Origin of the sequence: Brevundimonas vesicularis (assembly GCF_014204545.1) — a bacterium.
Taxonomy (GTDB): domain Bacteria; phylum Pseudomonadota; class Alphaproteobacteria; order Caulobacterales; family Caulobacteraceae; genus Brevundimonas; species Brevundimonas vesicularis_B.
This window is the reverse complement of the sequence record NZ_JACHLJ010000001.1, coordinates 47,513-63,397: the sequence shown is the minus strand read 5'-3', so window position 1 is coordinate 63,397 and position 15,885 is coordinate 47,513. Positions and strand designations below refer to the sequence as shown.

Below are 15,885 nucleotides of genomic sequence, written 5' to 3'. Positions count from 1 at the left end.
ATGACCTCACATCCTCCCATCGGCGTCGCCGTCGTCGGCTACGGCCTGGCGGGCCAGACCTTCCACGCGCCGTTGATCGAGGCCACGCCGGGCTTGAGCCTGGCGGCGGTGGTCTCATCGCGCCCTGACGCGGTTCACGCCGACCTGCCCGATGTCGAGGTCCTGCCCGACCTGAACGCGGCGCTCGCCCGCGACGACATCCGTCTGATCGTCGTCGCCACCCCCGACGCCCTGCACGCCGAACAGTCGATCGCGGCGCTGAAGGCCGGCAAGTCGGTGGTGGTGGACAAGCCCTTTGCGGTGACGCTCGCCGATGCCGAGGCGGTCGCCGCCGTCGCGGCCGCATCGCGCGGCGTGTTCAGCGTCTTCCAGAACCGTCGTTGGGACGCCGACTTCCTGACCCTGCGCCGCCTGATCGCCGAGGGCGAGCTGGGCGAGATCGCCGTGTTCGAAAGCCACTACGACCGTTTCCGCCCGACCGTGACCGACCGCTGGAAGGACAAGCGGGACGGCGGCGTCTGGGCCGATCTGGGGCCGCACCTGATCGATCAGGCGGTGCAGCTGTTCGGCCCGCCGCTGGGCGTCTACGCCGATCTGCAGGCCCAGCGCCAGGGCGCGACCGCCATCGACTACGCCCACGTCCTGCTGCGCTACGACCGGCTGCGGGTCATCCTGAACATGAGCCACCTCGCGGCCGAATCCAGCCTGCGCTACGTCGTCCACGGCACGGGCGGCAGCTTCATCAAGCACGGCCTCGACGCCCAGGAGGGCCAGTCCAAGGCGGGACTGCGTCCCGGCGACGCCGACTGGGGCCTGGACCCGTCGCCCGGCGTCCTGACGAAACAGATCGAGGGCGAGACCGTCCGCACCACTCCGACGCCGGAGCGCGGCGACTATCCCGCCTTCTACGCCGCCATGCGCGACGCCATTCGCGGGGAAGGCCCGCCGCCGGTGACGGCGGATCAGGCCCTGGTCGTCATGCGGATTATCGACGCCGGACTGCGCAGCGCGGCCGAGGGGCGCGAGATCGCTCTCTAGCTCTTCTTGCGGCCCTTCGACGTCGCCGCTGGCGCGTGGGCCAGTCGCAGCAGATTGGCCGCGCCCGGCGCCCCGAACGGCGTGCCCGCCAGGATCAGGATGCGCTGGCCCGGCTCGGCCAGACCATATTTGACCGCGCTGTTGACGGCGTCGTCCGTCACGGCCTCCAGCGAGTCCGGCTGCTCGCCCAGACGCGGCTCCAGCCCCCAGACCAGGGCCAGCCGGCGCGCGGTGTTGGGATTAGGCGTCAGCACCAGGATCGGCTTCAGCGGCCGTTCGCGCGCCATCCGCCGCGCCGTGCCGCCCAAGGTCGTGAACACCACCAGACAGCCGGTCGAGGGCGCATTCGCCGCCATGCGCGCCGCCCCGACCAGGGCGTCCACATCATGCTCGTCCATGCCGGCGTGCTCGGCGCCCATCAGGCTGGGCCACATCGGATCGCGTTCGACCCGCTCGATGATCCGGCTCATGATACCCACGGATTCCAGCGGATAGTCGCCCGACGCCGTTTCGGCCGACAGCATCAGGGCGTCCGCACCCTCATAGACCGCATTGGCCACATCAGTCGCCTCGGCGCGGGTCGGGGCCGGGGCGCTGGTCATGGATTCCAGCATCTGGGTCGCCACGATCACCGGCACCCCGCGATTGCGGGCCGCGCGCACGATCTGCTTTTGCGCCACAGGCACATCCTCGGGATCCAGCTCGACGCCCAGATCGCCGCGCGCCACCATCACCCCGTCGCAATAGTCCAGGATGGCTTCCAGATCGGCCAGCGCCGCCGGCTTCTCGATCTTGGCGAGGCAGGCCGCCTGACCATTCACGATCCGCTTCAGCTCGGCCATGTCCTCGGGCTTCTGCACGAAGCTGAGCGCCACCCAGTCCACGCCCATCCGCAGGGCGAAGGCCAAGTCTTCACGATCTTTCGGCGTCAGGGCCGAGACCGGGATCACCGCCTCCGGCACCGCCACGCCCTTGCGGTCCGACAGCTTCGAGCCGCTCTCAACCGTCACATCGGCCCACTCGTCAGTTCGCTCGCCCACACGCAGCCGCACCCGGCCGTCGTCCAGAAGCAACAGCATGCCTTTGCGCAGCGCCTTGAAGATTTCGGGATGCGGCATCTGCACCCGCGTCTCGTCGCCGGGCGTCGGGTCCAGATCGAAACGCATGGTGTGGCCCGGCTTGACCGAGATCTCGACGTCCTTAAACCGGCCCAAACGCAGCTTGGGCCCTTGAAGGTCGGCCAACACGCCCAGCGGACGCTGCAGGGCCATTTCGGCGCCGCGCACCGCCTTCAACGCGGCGGCGTGATCCTCATGCGAACCGTGGCTGAAGTTCAGGCGGAAGACGTCCACCCCCGCCTGGGCCAGCGCCTTGACGGTGCTGGGCGCACGGCTGGCGGGTCCCAGGGTGGCGACGATGCGCGCGCGACGGGCTCGGTTCATGACGTTTCCTGTTGGCTCTCTCGGACGGCAAAACGGGGCCGCCTGGGCGATTTCGCCCTCTTCTGCCAACGAAACCCGCGCTGCGTAAGGCCGCCTTCCCCTCAGGAAACACGAGTTGACGGCCGGAAACAGGAGTTTATCTGGCCGCCGCCCCGCAAGCCGCCACGGCAAACCCGTTCAGATCGATGCACCGGCCCTCCACCTGCGGCGCGGCGACGCCGATCACATGGGCGAGGGTCGGGGCGATATCGACGGTCCGGATCGGCAGGAACCGCTCCTCGGCTTTTGCGCCTGGCCACCAGAAGATGATCGGCACGCGCCGGTCATATTCCCACGGCGTGCCGTGTCCGGCCAGGGTCGAGCCGACGCGGCCGCCCGAGGTGGTGTTCTGGGTCCAGGCGAACTGGATATCGGGCGATCGCTCCGCGACGGTCGACAACCGCATCCGCTCGCGCACCGTCATCATCTCCGGCTGACGGCTGTCCGGCAGAGGCTCTGCCAGCAGCCGGTCGCGCGTCTCGGCGAAAGCCACGTCCGGCAGGGCGCGCAGCATCTCGACCGCCGCCTCCGCCACCTGTGTCCGCAACGGATCGGGCAGCGACCTGTGATCCGCATCGGCGACCATCCAGCCGCTTCCGCCGGACTGCAGCGGATCGGCATCCAGATTGAAGCGCGCCTTCAGCGCGGCGTTGACGCCCTTGATCGCATCGGTGTCGGCGCGGTGCGCCTGCGGATAGCCATGCTCATGCAGCCTCTCGACGAAGTCCGAACCGCCGTGGTCGGCCGTCAGCACGACCAGCGCGCCGCCCGGAATCTGGGCCAGCTTGTCCAGGAATGCGCCCAGCGCCGTATCCAGCCGGTGCATTTGCTCGCACATCTCCGGCCCTTGAGTGCCGTACATATGGCCAATCCGGTCGGTGGCCGACAGGCTGACGCCCAGCATGTCGGTTGACGTGCCCTGCCCCAGCTTCTGGCTGTCCAGCAGATATGCCGCCGCCTTCAGCGTCTGCTCGTCCAGTAGCGGCGAGGTGTCGAACTTCAGCCCCGCCGGCGGCAGCACCGAATGGAACGTCTGGCCGCGAATGGTCCACTCCCCCACCAGCGCCCGGCAGTCCGCGTTCTGATAGTCCCAGGCTGTCGGCGTCGCCGCCGTCCAGGCGTTGAAATCGCGGTTGAACGCCGCGATCGGCACCAGCTTCGCCTCGGCCGTCTGACCCGGCTCGACATATGTGGTCAGTCCAAACCCGTCAGTGAACCAAAAGGCCTGCCCCTGATGACCGGCCAGATTGATCGCCCCGCGATCCTTGCCCGACACCGCCATGACCTTGCTGTCGGGACTGATGGCCTTCAGCCAGTCGCCCAGCGTCGTCGCGCGCAGCTGATCCGGTCCCACCGGCCCATTGTCGGTGTCGTCACGCCCGTGCGCCAGATGGTTCTGCGGCGCGGCCAGGCAATAGACCTCCTTGCCGGTCTTGCCGTCGATCCAGTCGTTGGCGGGGATGCCGGTCTCAGCAGGATGCATGCCGGTCAGAACCGTGGAGTGGCCGGGGCAGGTCTCGGTCAGACCGTGGGTCTGATAGCCGTTGATCGACACCAGTCCCTGGTCGGCCAGCCGGCGCAGGCCGCTGGTATAGCGGCTGCGATACTGGTTGAAGAGGTTGGCGCTGAACTGATCGACTACGATGGTCACGATCAGTTTGGGCGTCAGGGCCGCAGCCGATGCCTGAGGCGCGGCCCCCTGAACCGCCGGCTGGGCGACCGGCGCGCCCGCACAGGCGGCGCCCGCGATCGACAAGGCGCCCAGACACGCGGCGGCGGCGTGACGCGACAGGGACATGAACAACTCCAACAACAGCCGTGCGGCCTCTAGCTGTCGCGGATGGCGCCCGCGTGACAGCCTGGCTCGCTCCTAGTGCGATTCCTTGGAGCGCAGGCGCGCGACCTGATGCAGGACCAGCACCACCACCCCGCCGACGATCAGCCCGATCACGGCCGAGGCCACCGCCGTCGTCAGCCAGCCCATGACGCCGCCCAAGGGTCCGAACACCGCGCCGACGCCTTGCGCCAGATGCTCCAGCGGCTCGGCCGGCCAGTGCAGCCCCAGCGTATGGGAACCGTGCAGCAGAATGCCGCCGCCGACCCACAGCATGGCCGCCGTGCCGATCACGGACAGGGCGCTCATCACCACCGGCATGCCCTTGACCAGGCCACGACCCAGGGCGCGCACGCCGCCGTTCGGCCGCTGGGCCAGATGCAGGCCGATGTCGTCCATCTTCACGATCAAACCGACCGCGCCATAAACGACCACCGTCATGGCGATCCCGACCACCGCCAGCACGGCCGCCTGGGTCAGGATGGGCTGCGACGCCACATCGGCCAGGGCGATGGCCATGATCTCGCCCGACAGGATCAGGTCTGTCCGCACCGCCCCCGCCACCGTGGTCTTCTCCAGCGCCGCCGCATCGCCGATGATCGGCGCCGCGTCCTCGTGCCCGCCGTGGCCCAGGGCCTCCAGCAGCTTCTCCGCCCCCTCGAAACACAGGTATGTCCCGCCGCACATCAGGATCGGCGTGATGGCCCAGGGCGCGAAGGCGCTCAGCAACAGGGCCGCCGGCAGGATGAAGATCAGCTTGTTGCGGAACGACCCCAGGGCGATCTTGCCGATGATCGGGAGCTCGCGGCTGGGCGACAGGCCCATGACATAGCGCGGCGTCACCGCCGCATCGTCCACCACCACGCCGGCGGCTTTGGTCGAGGCCTTGCCGGCCGCCGCGCCCACGTCATCCAGCGACGCGGCCGCCAGCTTTGCGATGCCGGCGACGTCGTCCAGCAGCGCGATCAGTCCAGACGGCATAGTCAGTCTTCCCGGCTGGGCGGCACATTGACGCCCTGCGATTTCAGATAGGATTTGATGTTGCGCGCGGCCTGGCGGATGCGCTGCTCGTTCTCGACCATGGCGATACGCACGAAGCCCTCGCCGTTCTCGCCATAGCCGACGCCCGCCGCGACCGCGACCTTGGCGTGGGTCAGCAACTGCTTGGAAAACTCCAGACTGCCCAGATGCTTCAGCGCCGGCGGCAAGGGCGCCCAGGCGAACATGGAGGCGGCGGGTTTGGGAATGTCCCACCCCGCGCGGCCGAAACTCTCGACCAGCACATCACGGCGGCGATGATAGAGTTTGCGGTTCTGCTCGACGATGTCCTGCGGCCCGTTCAGCGCCGCGCACGCCGCCGCCTGGATCGGCGTGAAGGCGCCGTAGTCGAGGTAGGATTTCACCCGCGTCATCGCCGCGATCAGGGTCTTGTTGCCGACCGCAAACCCCATGCGCCAGCCCGCCATGCTGTAGGTCTTGGACAGGGAGGTGAACTCGATCGCCACGTCCTTAGCGCCCGGAACCTGCAAGATGGAGACCGTCGGCTTGCCGTCGTAATAGAGCTCCGAATAGGCCAGATCGCTGATGATCCACAGATCGTTCGCCTTGGCGAAGTCCACGACGCGTTCATAGAAGGCCAGATCGACCGTCTCCGCCGTCGGGTTCGACGGATAGTTCATCACGAGGATCTTGGGCCGGGGCACGGTGAAGGCCATGGCCCGCTCCAGCGCCTCGAAATATTTCTCGTCCGGCGTGGTCGGCACGCTGCGGATTGCTGCGCCGGCGATGATGAAGCCGAACGTATGGATCGGATAGGACGGATTGGGCGCCAGGATCACGTCGCCCGGCTCGGTGATGGCGGTAGCCAGGCTGGCCAGCCCCTCCTTGGAGCCCATGGTGACGATCACCTCGGTTTCGGGATCCACATCGACGCCGAAGCGGCGACCGTAATAGTTGGCCTGGGCGCGGCGCAGGCCGGGGATGCCGCGTGACGCCGAATAGCCGTGGGCGTCGGGTTTCCTGGCCACCTCGATCAGCTTGTCGATCACATGCTGCGGCGGCGGCAGGTCGGGGTTGCCCATCCCCAGGTCAATCACGTCCTCGCCTGCCGCACGGGCCGCCGCGCGCATCGCATTGGTCTCGGCGATGACATAGGGCGGCAACCGCTTCATGCGGTAGAATTCTTCGGGCATGACAGGCTCGTCGTTGGGATCTGCGGCCGTGGATCGACCACCTTTAGCGCTTAGCGCGCCAGCGCCCTCGCGCAACAGCATTGAAGGTCAATTTCACCCGTCAGGCGGACGAAATCTGTGCGTCGCGCAAAAACCTGGTCGAAAAGTCTGCCGGTCAGCGCCCTCAATAGCTCAACCGCAAACCGATGCTGAGCGTTCGCGGCGGGCCGTATCCGGCGACGCCCGTGCCCGTTTCCGACACCTCGACATCCTCGTCGAACAGATTATCCGCCGCCATCCAGAGGGTCGCGTTCGGCGTGAAGGCCCACTCCCCTCGCGCATCCAGCGTCACGGCGGCGTCCAGCACCCGGCTGTTCAGGTCGTCGTCGAACCGGCTCGATTCATAACGTGCCGCCAGGGCCAGAGTCAGCCGATCGGTCGCGCGCCAATCCAGCCCAGCCGTCGCGCTCCATTCCGGCGCCTGTGCGGGACGCAAGCCGGTCAGCTGCGCGGCGGACGATCCGCCGTCGATCTCGGCGTCGGTCCAAGACGCAGCGGCGTTCAGCGACACGGCTGACGACAGGTCCAGCGTCCCAGCAACTTCCACGCCCCAGGCGTCGATAATGCCCGCGTTCTGGCGCTGGCGCAGCACCCCGCCCGCCGGCACGAACCCGGCGCGCGGGAAGGTCGCCGGCCCGGACCCGAGCGTCACATTGACGATAGCGTCCTCGATCTGATTCCAAAACACCGACGCGCCCCAACGCACGCCCTCGCGGTCGAAGGCCACGCCTGTTTCCACGCCCTTCAGCGTCTCCGGCGTCAGGGCGGCGTTGGCCTCGGTGATGTCGTTGCCGACGCGGAATGGCCGATGCAGTTCGTTCAACGTGGCGGGCCTAAACCCGGAATAGGCCGCCGCCCGCGCCGCATAGCCGCCGCCCAGATCACGCCGCACCGCCAAACGCGCACTGACCACCTCGCCCGACCGATCCGGGTCGCTTTCGTTCAACAGGACGGCGCCGGTCGCCAGGGTGTTCTCCTGACGGAATCCGCCCGTATTCTCCCACCGATCCACCCGCAGTCCGCCAGCCACCAGCCAGTCGGCCGCGCTCCAGGACGCATCGACATAGGCGCCAGCAACCGCCGTCTCCCCGCCCGCACGCCGAATACGGGTAAAGCCGGCCCCTGTCGGATTGCTGAACAGTTCATTGGTTTCGCCGTCGTTGAAGCGCGCATCGGCGCCCAGCTCCCACTCCAGCCGTCCGCCCGCGAACTCCGCCATGCGACGGCGCAGCGCCGCGTTCAGTCCCCATCCCGTCGCGGGCGTCTTGAACTGGTCGTTGGCCGGCGTCGTCGTCGAGCGGTCGGCCGACACCGAGGCCGAACTGTTGGCCAGATTGCTGTCGATACGCCATGCCTGCAGCCGCCAGCCATAGCCGTCGGCCGTCGGCGCCTGCGCCGCCGTGGCGCTCAGGCTGTGCCCGCTGGCGTTGGCGCGCGTTCCGGCCAGACCCGATCCACGATCCTCTTCCCAGGTCGCCGCCCTAACTGATAAGTTCGCCTGTCCCAAGGCCGTATCGACCCGCAGCGCTGCACTTCGGCTGTCGAGATCCAGCGGCGTATCCGCCGCCCCGGCCGCCGGCCCGCGCACCGGCACATAGCCGTCGCTGACTTCACGCAACCCGCTCAACGTCACCGCCACCGCCCCCACGCGCGTGGACGCCGACCCTGCCGCCCGCAGTCCGCCGCGCTCGGACGCGGACACATCCAGCGCTCCGCCTTTCGCGCGTTCACGCAGGGTGATCGTGCCCGTCAGCGCGCCCGCGCCATAGGGGCCCGAGCCCGCCCCGCGAATCACATCCAGGCTCTCCAGCGATTCCGGTGTCGCCTGGGACCAGATGACCCAGCCCCCGAACGGATCGTTCAGCGGCACGCCGTCCAGCAGCACCAGCGTCCGTCCCGCCCCGGACGGCGCAATGGCCCTCAGCGAAATCCCCTGCGTGGTCGGATTGGCCGCCGCGCTGCTGGTGCGTCGAAACAGCGACACCGCCGGCACGGACCGCAACGCCTCGTCCAGACGCGACGACCGCGACAGCACCGCCTGATCGATACGCACCACCGAAAACGCAGCATCGGCCGCCGCCGGCGGTAGACGCGCGGCGGTGACGACGATCTCGGGCAAGGCGGTGGGCGTGAAGGGGGGAGGAACGTCCTGGATCATGCGCCGTTAGTAGGCGGTCGTTCCGCCACATCAAAGCCCGGCGACAGGAAACGCCCGGAAAAGCGCGAGACAGATCGCCGCCCCCTCGATAACAACTGTATCGAACGGTCCGAGGGGAAGCACGTGGGTCTGGGAACGCTCGTCAGGAGTTTCATCTACGGCATGGACGCCGACCGCAGGCGACGGTCCGCCAAGGCGGCGCGAATCCGCACCCTGCCCGACCGACGGGTGATGGCCGACAGCTATGTCCCGGCGTTGGCGGTCGAGGGTGGGCGGATTCTTTGGGTCGGATGCCGCGAATATACGCTGGACGACTACGCCTTGCTGGAGGCGCAGGGTGGCGAGGTCTGGACCACAGACATCGATCCAGCGGCTGCACGCTGGGGCCGCGAAGGTCGCCACCGCACAGGCGACGTTTGCGAGGCGGATCGGCTGTTCTCGGACCTGAGCTTCGACGCCATCGTCTGCAACGGCGTGCTGGGTTATGGCGTCGACAGTCCCGACCAGCAGCGGCGGGCCTTTAAGGCTCTGGCGGCCATCGTACGCCCGGGCGGCCGCCTGCTGCTGGGCTGGAACACCGACAAGATCGCCGATCCCGTCGCCGCTGGCCTGACCGAAGCCGACTTCCAGGCCGCGCTCTTGGGCGACCAGCCAAGCCGCGTGCAGTTCGACGCGGTCACTCACGTTTACGACAGCCTCATCCGAAGGGGCTGAAGCCTAGCCCTGAACCTAGCCCTGAAGCCGGGTCAGCGACGCCGCCGGCCCGAACAGAGGACGCCTCCGCAGCGTCGGCTTCGGCGTCACGAACGCCTTGTCGACCAAGGCCTCGCGCAAGGCGTCCAACTCGGCTGCGCGCGCGGCCGGCGAATGCACCCGCTCGACATAGGCCTGCCCGCCGCGCGCCAGGGCCAGACGTTCATCGGGTTTTTCGACCAGACGCATCATGGCGCTGGTCAAAGAGCCGGCCTCCTCGACGTCGACATACAGCGCATATTCGCCGCTGGCTTCACGCAAGCCGCCGCGTCCCGACGAGATCAGCGCCGCGCCCGCCGCATGGGCCTCCAGCGCGGCCAGTCCCAGGGCCTCGCGCACGCGCGACGGCGTGACCGCGATGGCGGCGCGCTGCGTCATCGCTCGCACCGCGTCCAGCGACGCCGACTTGTGAATTTCGACTCGGTCGCCGAACCGCTCAAGCATCTGCACCTGCGGCGCGGCCCAATCCTGATGCTTTTCCCAGTCGCCCAGCATCAGTGCGCCGCGCCAGTCGGGATGACGATCCAACGTCTCGGTCAGGGCTGCGCAGAACAGGTCCAGCCCCTTGTCCTTCATCGCCCGTCCCGAAAACAGGATCAGGTTCTCGCGCTGTTCGGGCGACGCGCACCACGCGTCGCTTTCGATTGGATTGCAAACCGATGAGACGCGCCCGGCCAGCCGAGGATAGTCCATCGCGAACTCTTCACCCGCCGCACGGCTGACGAACACCAGACGGTCGAACCGCGCGAGGCGTCGACCATATCGCAGACGTTCGATCAGGTTGCGCGACGGCTTGATCCGCGTGTGGCGATAAAGAACGTGGATCGCGTCCGGCAACTGCCGCGCCAACTCCGACGCCGCCTTCAGCTGCTGATGGTATTCCACAATGTCCGGCGACAGCTTCTTCAGAACGTCCATCACCGCCGCGTTTCGCGCCTTGCGGCCCAGTCCGGCCGGCACCGTCACCATCTGCACGCCCGCCGGCGTCGGCCCGCCGGCGTCGGCGATCAGCGTCACCAGCCGGTTCAACCGGCTGTGCGCGGACAGGGTGCGCACCACCGTTTCCATCGAATTGGTCTTGTCCGGACAGAAGGTGCAGCCTCGCGGCAGAACGACAGCGATACGCATGGTCTAGCCTTCCTTCCGAACGGAAGCGGTGTCGAATATCTTGGGATGAACGGCGGCGCCGGTGGCGCGACTACCGCGCGGCCCGTTCAGGCCCAGCAGCCGACGCGCCTTGAACCCGGCCTTCAGCCAAGGCTCCGCCGACGATTGGCGGATGCCCTTCACGTCGATGAAGGTGACGTCGCCGTGACCCGACAGGGTGTGTAAGCCGTCGCCGTACCCGTCCAGCAGATGGCCCGGCTCGAACCGTTTCATGACCACCGCCGAAAACGCGTCCGGCGACAACACATCGATCCGCAGCAGATTGATGGCCGCGCCATAGGTCACGGCGCAGTCCTGCACCGGCAGATGAAGCGCGCCGTCATGGACGAACGCCGAGCCGCCCGGCCGCGAGTTCTGAAAACCGCTCATGACCGGACTGGCCGGATGCGGCGTCCAAGGCCCCGTCAGGCTGTCGGCCCAGGCGATGTGCAGTTCGCGCATCGCCCGGTCGTCCGGCCCCGGCAGGGCGTGGAACATCCACCACCGACCGTCGTGCTTCACCACCGTCGCGTCGATCGCAGCCGCCTCGCCGATACGGGCCACCGCCTCCCACTGATCCGGGAAACGCACGCAACGATAGAGGATCAGCCCGCCGCTCTTGTAGCCTTCCGGCAGCATGTAGAGTTCGCCGCCGTCCTCGATGAGCGTCGGATAGGACAGGTGCCAGGGCTCGGACAGTGCCACGCCCTGCCCCACCAGCCGGTCGTCGGCGTCATACTGGCGATAGTGGATCTCGCCGCGGCGAACATGATAGTCGAACGCCTCGACGAAAACGGTCAGCACCCCATCGCGCGTGATCCCGAACGGGTCCGCGACATAGGCATGAGGGCCGCAGTCAGGCAGCCAGACGATCTCGTCCGCGCGCGGCTCATGGTCAATGAAGCTGCTTAAGGGACGGCGGATGAAGCCCGAGCGCCAGAGATCGAACACGGCGACGCCTTAGCCGACCGAAAGAACCGGGGCCGTCGTGCCGTCATGTCCTGCAAACGCGCGCATCTGGGTCCTGCTCGTCGCCGCAACACGGCGTCTTCATGACAAGGACGCCGCCGACCGACCCTTGCCTCATAAAAATCGTCACGGCATTGAAGGTCTTGGCCTGCACGGCCGCACGAGAGGACTTCGCCCGTTTGACCGCGCCTTCCGCGCATCCCCTGATCGCCGCCTATCTTGAGCAGCGCGAGGATCTGGCCCGGTTCTGCCGCGCGCGGCTGGGCGGCGCGTCTGGCGATGTCGATGATGTGCTGCAGGACATCTATCTGAAGGTCTCGACGCTCGCCCCCGACCCGCCGCCGGACAATCCACGCGCCTTTCTATTTCGCCTGACCTCAAACCTGCTGATGGACCGCTGGAGGTCCGGGCAACGATCGGCGAACCGCGACGCCCAATGGCGCCAACTGAACCACGAGACGGGCACCGTCGAAGACCTGGACGCGGCCCCTTCGGCAGAAGCGGTCGTGGCCGGGCGCGAGAAACTGGCGCGCCTTCTCGCCGCTCTCGAGACCCTGCCGCCCAAGACGCAGAGAGTCTTTCGCCTGCACAAGTTCGATGGGGTCAGCTATGCCGATGTCGCCGTCCGTTTGGGCATTTCGCGCAGTTCCGTCGAGAAGCACATGATGGACGCGCTGCGCGTTCTCTCCCGCAAGGTTCAACCGTGACGCCTATGCTTTTCGCGCCCCAGGGGAATATCTCTGAAGGTAAAAGCTCGGCGGCGCCGTCTTGCTATCAGGAGGCGCGTTGCACAGCGTTCCTTCAGGCTGGGATCGGATGACCGCACGAACCGACATTGAGGAAAAGGCGCTGCACTGGTTCGTCGTCCTGCGTGACGACGATGCGCCTGAATCCGCCTGGCTTGATTTCCAGGACTGGTTAGAGGCGTCGCCGGCCCACGCCGCCGCCTATGACGCCATCGAGCGTCTGTGGGTCGACCTGGACGACCATGCCGCATCCGCAGCAACAGAAACCCCGGTCATCAACCTCGCCGCCGCGCGTGCACGTCGCGCCAAGACGCGTTCGCCCTGGCTAGGTGCGGCGATCGGCATCGCCGCCAGTGTGACGCTGGCTGTCGGCCTGTTTCTGTGGCTGACGCCGGGCTCGCAGGTGTACGCCACCACTGACGCGCCCCTGACGGTCGCGCTAGAAGATGGATCGCACGTCTATCTGAACCGCCATTCCACGTTGGACGTCCGGTTCGACGGCGACAAACGCTCGGTGTCGCTGACCGAGGGCGAAGCCGCCTTCGACATCGCTCACGACCCGGCCCATCCGTTCGTCGTCGCCGCCGGCGATCATCAGATCGAGGTGCTGGGCACCGCCTTCAACGTCCTGAACCATGGCGACCGCTTCGCCGTCGCCGTCGAACGGGGCGTCGTCTCCGTAAGCCCCGTCAACGCACCGGAGGTCAGACTGGTCGCCGGTCAGGCGCTGGCGCAGCGCGGCGAGCAGACCCCGGCCCTGTCTCAGATTTCGCCCTACCAGACTTCGCCATGGCGCCAAGGCGTTCTCGTCTATCGCAACCGCCCGATCACCGATGTCGCGGACGATCTTTCACGTTATCTCGGCAAGCCGGTCATGCTATCGAAATCGACTCGGGCGCTGCGGTTCACCGGCGCCCTTCGCATTGGCGACGAGGCCGTGATGTTGAAGCAGTTGCAGGATTTCGCCCCCGTCCGCGTGGACGCCTCGATGCGTGAAATCCGCATCAACGCCCGTGAGGCCGGTTAAGGGCGGGCGGCCCCAACGCCTCGCCCTGTCCAAGCCACACGCCGCCGCCCTTCTTCCCAGTCTCTTTCTGTTCGCCACGACGGCCCTGAGCACGCCGGCGCAGGCCGATTCGCGCCTGCTCGAGATCTATATCCCGCGCCAATCCGTGGACGACGCCCTGCTGGACCTGGCGCTTCAGGCCCGCGTTTCGCTGGGCGGCAGTTTGACGTCGTGCGCCGGCGTCAGCCCTGCGGTCAGCGGCCGGATGTCGCTGGACGCGGCCCTTACACGACTGCTGGCGGGCAGCGGATGTCGCCATGCCATTCGCCAGGACGGCGCTGTGATCATCAGCAGGCAATCGAGCGCAGCGCCCGCTTCCTCTCGCCCGGTCGCCCCACGCCCGGCCACTCTTGTGGCGCCGACGCAAGACGTGGCGCAGGTCAGCGAAGTCGTCGTGACCGCCCCGCGCCGACCCGAACTGATCCAGTCGTCGTCATCGGCAATGACGGCGGTCGGCGCCGAACGCATCACCCGGGCGGGGGTCACGGGCATGCAGGGCTTGGACAGCCTCGTCTCTGGCATGACGGTGACCAACCTCGGCCCCGGCCGGAACAAGGTCCTGCTGCGCGGCATATCGGACGGCGTCTTCACCGGCCTGACCCAATCGACCGTCGGCCTGTATCTCGACCTGACGCCGGTGACCTACGCCGCCCCGGATCCGGATCTGAAGTTGATCGACATCGACCGTGTCGAGGTGCTGCGCGGCCCGCAAGGCACGCTGTACGGCACCGGCCCGATCGGCGGCGTCGTGCGCATCGTCACGAGCGGTCCGGCGATGGGCGAAGAATCCCTGTCGCTCTCCGCAACCCGGTCGCGCACCGACGGCGGCGGCTGGAACTCCGACTATGGCCTGGTCGCCAACCTGCCGATCGCCGGCGACCGCGCCGCGATCCGCGCGGCTCTCTATGGCGAGACGTACAGCGGCTATATCAACGACGTCGAACTGAACCTGAGGCGGGTCAATGACGGCACGCGGCGGGGCGGCCGGCTGTCCGCGGCGCTGGAGATTGCGCCCGGCTGGACGGCGCGTGCCGGCGTCGTCCACCAATCCATCGTCACCGAAGACACCCACTATGTCTATCGAGGACTGGGTCCCTTGCGACGCGCGAACCTGGTGCGCGAACCGCATCAGAACCGCTTCGACCAAGGCTCGACCTCGATCGAGGGACGTGGCGCCTGGGGCCGGCTGAACGCCTCGGTCTCAGTCGTCGAGCACGGCTTCAAGAGCCGCTACGACGCCTCCAGCGCCCTTCGCCGCTTCGGATCGGGCTGGCGCATCGGCGCGCTGGACGAAGGCAAGGATATCCATCTGGTCGTCGGCGAGGCCAACTTCGCCTCGCCCGATATCGGTCGCTGGCGCTGGCTGGCCGGCGGTCTAGTGTCGTCTAACACCACACGCACCAATCCCGTCCTGTCCGCCCTGACGCCCGAGCCTCGCACCATCTATTCTGAGGCGCGACGCGACCGGCTGAACGAGGCCGCCGTTTACGGCGAAGCGTCGCTGGACCTGCCACACGACCTGACCTTGACCGCCGGGGCCCGCTATTACGCCTTGGAGTATGACACCACCTCCTTGGTTCGACAGTTCACCCGATCGCGATCCTTCGACGGGCGCGGTGAATCCGCCGGCTTCACGCCCAAGATCGCCCTCGCCTGGCGGCCCAGCGATCGTCTGAACCTGTCCGCCCTCGTCAGTCGTGGCCACCGAGCCGGCGGCTTCAACACCGCCGGCGTCATCGGTCAGGACTTCAGCGGCCTGTCCGATTCACCGGCGCGCCAATACCAGCCGGATAGCCTGTGGAATGCCGAACTCGGCGCCAAATACCGATCAGCGGATGGCCGCGCGCGTCTTCGCGCCGCTGTCTACGCCGCGCGCTGGCGCAATGTGCAGAGCGACCAGTTCTTGCCCAGCGGCCTGGCCTATGTCGTCAACGTCGGCGACGGCGCGGACAAGGGCTTCGAGGTCGAGGCCAACTGGCGCCCGACCGAGACGCTTGAGCTCTTCGCCAACGGGCTCGTCGCTGACCCGCGCATCACTTTGCCCAACGCGCGGTTTGATTCCCGTCGCGACGCGAGTTTACCCGGGGTGCCTCGGGCTTCTGCGAATGTCGGCTTCAGCTGGCGACGTCCGCTGGGCGAGCATTTGGAGTCATTTGTCGACGGCGGCCTGTCCTACGTCGGCGCGTCGCGCCTGACGTTCGACGGACGTCAGCAATACCGAATGGGCGATTACGCCACAGGAAGACTGGCCTTTGCCGTCGAGGCTCCGGCTTGGACGGCAACGCTCTTCGTAGACAATCTGTTCGACACCGAAGCCAACACCTTCGCCTACAGCGACCCTTTCCGCCTCCCCGACGCCCAGGCCATCACGCCTTTGCGTCCGCGCACGATCGGCCTGACGATAAGGTGGGCGGCGCAGTAGCAACACGCACGCCTACGCCTTGTGCGTGTCTACCAGAAAGG

At 67.6% G+C, this 15,885-nt stretch carries 12 protein-coding genes; 5 read left to right on the top strand and 7 right to left on the bottom strand.

Annotated features, from left to right (window positions below):
• The gene (locus HNP47_RS00255) at positions 1-1,038 is read left to right on the top strand and encodes an oxidoreductase (protein ID WP_184277402.1); all 1,038 of its coding nucleotides are present in this window, start codon (positions 1-3) and stop codon (positions 1,036-1,038) included.
• On the opposite strand, the gene pyk is transcribed toward HNP47_RS00255, so the two are convergent.
• The 5 genes from pyk to HNP47_RS00230 form a co-directional block, all read right to left on the bottom strand.
• Positions 1,035-2,480, bottom strand: coding sequence for a pyruvate kinase (gene pyk, locus HNP47_RS00250; protein ID WP_055753148.1), 1,446 nt, complete (start codon positions 2,478-2,480; stop codon positions 1,035-1,037). The two genes, HNP47_RS00255 and pyk, sit on opposite strands and share 4 nt — an antisense overlap.
• Before the next feature lie 136 nt (positions 2,481-2,616).
• On the bottom strand, positions 2,617-4,317 hold the full coding sequence (locus tag HNP47_RS00245) for an alkaline phosphatase family protein (protein ID WP_184277400.1): 1,701 nt from the start codon (positions 4,315-4,317) through the stop codon (positions 2,617-2,619).
• A gap of 72 nt (positions 4,318-4,389) precedes the next feature.
• Positions 4,390-5,334: a DUF808 domain-containing protein gene (locus HNP47_RS00240; protein WP_184277398.1), complete on the bottom strand. Its 945-nt coding sequence runs from the start codon at positions 5,332-5,334 to the stop codon at positions 4,390-4,392.
• A 2-nt stretch (positions 5,335-5,336) separates the two neighbouring features.
• Positions 5,337-6,545 (bottom strand): LL-diaminopimelate aminotransferase, encoded by a 1,209-nt coding sequence (locus tag HNP47_RS00235; protein WP_184277396.1) that lies wholly within the window; start codon positions 6,543-6,545, stop codon positions 5,337-5,339.
• 163 nt (positions 6,546-6,708) lie between these two features.
• Positions 6,709-8,742 (bottom strand): TonB-dependent receptor, encoded by a 2,034-nt coding sequence (locus HNP47_RS00230; RefSeq protein WP_184277394.1) that lies wholly within the window; start codon positions 8,740-8,742, stop codon positions 6,709-6,711.
• A gap of 162 nt (positions 8,743-8,904) precedes the next feature.
• Here HNP47_RS00230 and HNP47_RS00225 point away from each other — a divergent pair, with 162 nt between their 5' ends.
• Positions 8,905-9,456 carry a bifunctional 2-polyprenyl-6-hydroxyphenol methylase/3-demethylubiquinol 3-O-methyltransferase UbiG gene (locus HNP47_RS00225; protein WP_184277392.1) on the top strand — a complete coding sequence of 184 codons (552 nt, stop codon included), beginning with the start codon at positions 8,905-8,907 and terminating at the stop codon, positions 9,454-9,456.
• A 15-nt stretch (positions 9,457-9,471) separates the two neighbouring features.
• Here HNP47_RS00225 and HNP47_RS00220 read toward each other — a convergent pair whose 3' ends face one another.
• Entirely contained in the window at positions 9,472-10,623 is a 1,152-nt protein-coding gene (locus HNP47_RS00220; RefSeq protein ID WP_184277390.1) for a glycosyltransferase, read from the bottom strand.
• Positions 10,624-10,626: 3 nt separating this feature from the next.
• On the bottom strand, positions 10,627-11,592 hold the full coding sequence (locus HNP47_RS00215) for a hypothetical protein (protein WP_184277388.1): 966 nt from the start codon (positions 11,590-11,592) through the stop codon (positions 10,627-10,629).
• Positions 11,593-11,789: 197 nt separating this feature from the next.
• Here HNP47_RS00215 and HNP47_RS00210 point away from each other — a divergent pair, with 197 nt between their 5' ends.
• The 3 genes from HNP47_RS00210 to HNP47_RS00200 all read left to right on the top strand — a co-directional run bounded on the left by HNP47_RS00210 (position 11,790) and on the right by HNP47_RS00200 (position 15,844).
• Positions 11,790-12,317 carry an RNA polymerase sigma factor gene (locus tag HNP47_RS00210; RefSeq protein WP_260394557.1) on the top strand — a complete coding sequence of 176 codons (528 nt, stop codon included), beginning with the start codon at positions 11,790-11,792 and terminating at the stop codon, positions 12,315-12,317.
• Between the two features lie 109 nt (positions 12,318-12,426).
• Positions 12,427-13,383: a FecR domain-containing protein gene (locus tag HNP47_RS00205; protein WP_184277384.1), complete on the top strand. Its 957-nt coding sequence runs from the start codon at positions 12,427-12,429 to the stop codon at positions 13,381-13,383.
• Complete coding sequence (locus tag HNP47_RS00200) at positions 13,349-15,844, top strand: TonB-dependent receptor domain-containing protein (protein WP_184277382.1); 2,496 nt, start codon at positions 13,349-13,351, stop codon at positions 15,842-15,844. The genes HNP47_RS00205 and HNP47_RS00200 overlap by 35 nt, the downstream gene beginning before the upstream one ends.
• The last annotated feature ends 41 nt before the right edge of the window (positions 15,845-15,885 follow it).

What these genes read in the sequence shown, in the direction of transcription:
- HNP47_RS00255 (WP_184277402.1), top strand. Translation starts at nt 1, where the DNA reads ATGACCTCACATCCTCCCATCGGCGTCGCCGTCGTCGGCTACGGCCTG.
- pyk (WP_055753148.1), bottom strand. Translation starts at nt 2,480, where the DNA reads ATGAACCGAGCCCGTCGCGCGCGCATCGTCGCCACCCTGGGACCCGCC.
- HNP47_RS00245 (WP_184277400.1), bottom strand. Translation starts at nt 4,317, where the DNA reads ATGTCCCTGTCGCGTCACGCCGCCGCCGCGTGTCTGGGCGCCTTGTCG.
- HNP47_RS00240 (WP_184277398.1), bottom strand. Translation starts at nt 5,334, where the DNA reads ATGCCGTCTGGACTGATCGCGCTGCTGGACGACGTCGCCGGCATCGCA.
- HNP47_RS00235 (WP_184277396.1), bottom strand. Translation starts at nt 6,545, where the DNA reads ATGCCCGAAGAATTCTACCGCATGAAGCGGTTGCCGCCCTATGTCATC.
- HNP47_RS00230 (WP_184277394.1), bottom strand. Translation starts at nt 8,742, where the DNA reads ATGATCCAGGACGTTCCTCCCCCCTTCACGCCCACCGCCTTGCCCGAG.
- HNP47_RS00225 (WP_184277392.1), top strand. Translation starts at nt 8,905, where the DNA reads ATGGACGCCGACCGCAGGCGACGGTCCGCCAAGGCGGCGCGAATCCGC.
- HNP47_RS00220 (WP_184277390.1), bottom strand. Translation starts at nt 10,623, where the DNA reads ATGCGTATCGCTGTCGTTCTGCCGCGAGGCTGCACCTTCTGTCCGGAC.
- HNP47_RS00205 (WP_184277384.1), top strand. Translation starts at nt 12,427, where the DNA reads ATGACCGCACGAACCGACATTGAGGAAAAGGCGCTGCACTGGTTCGTC.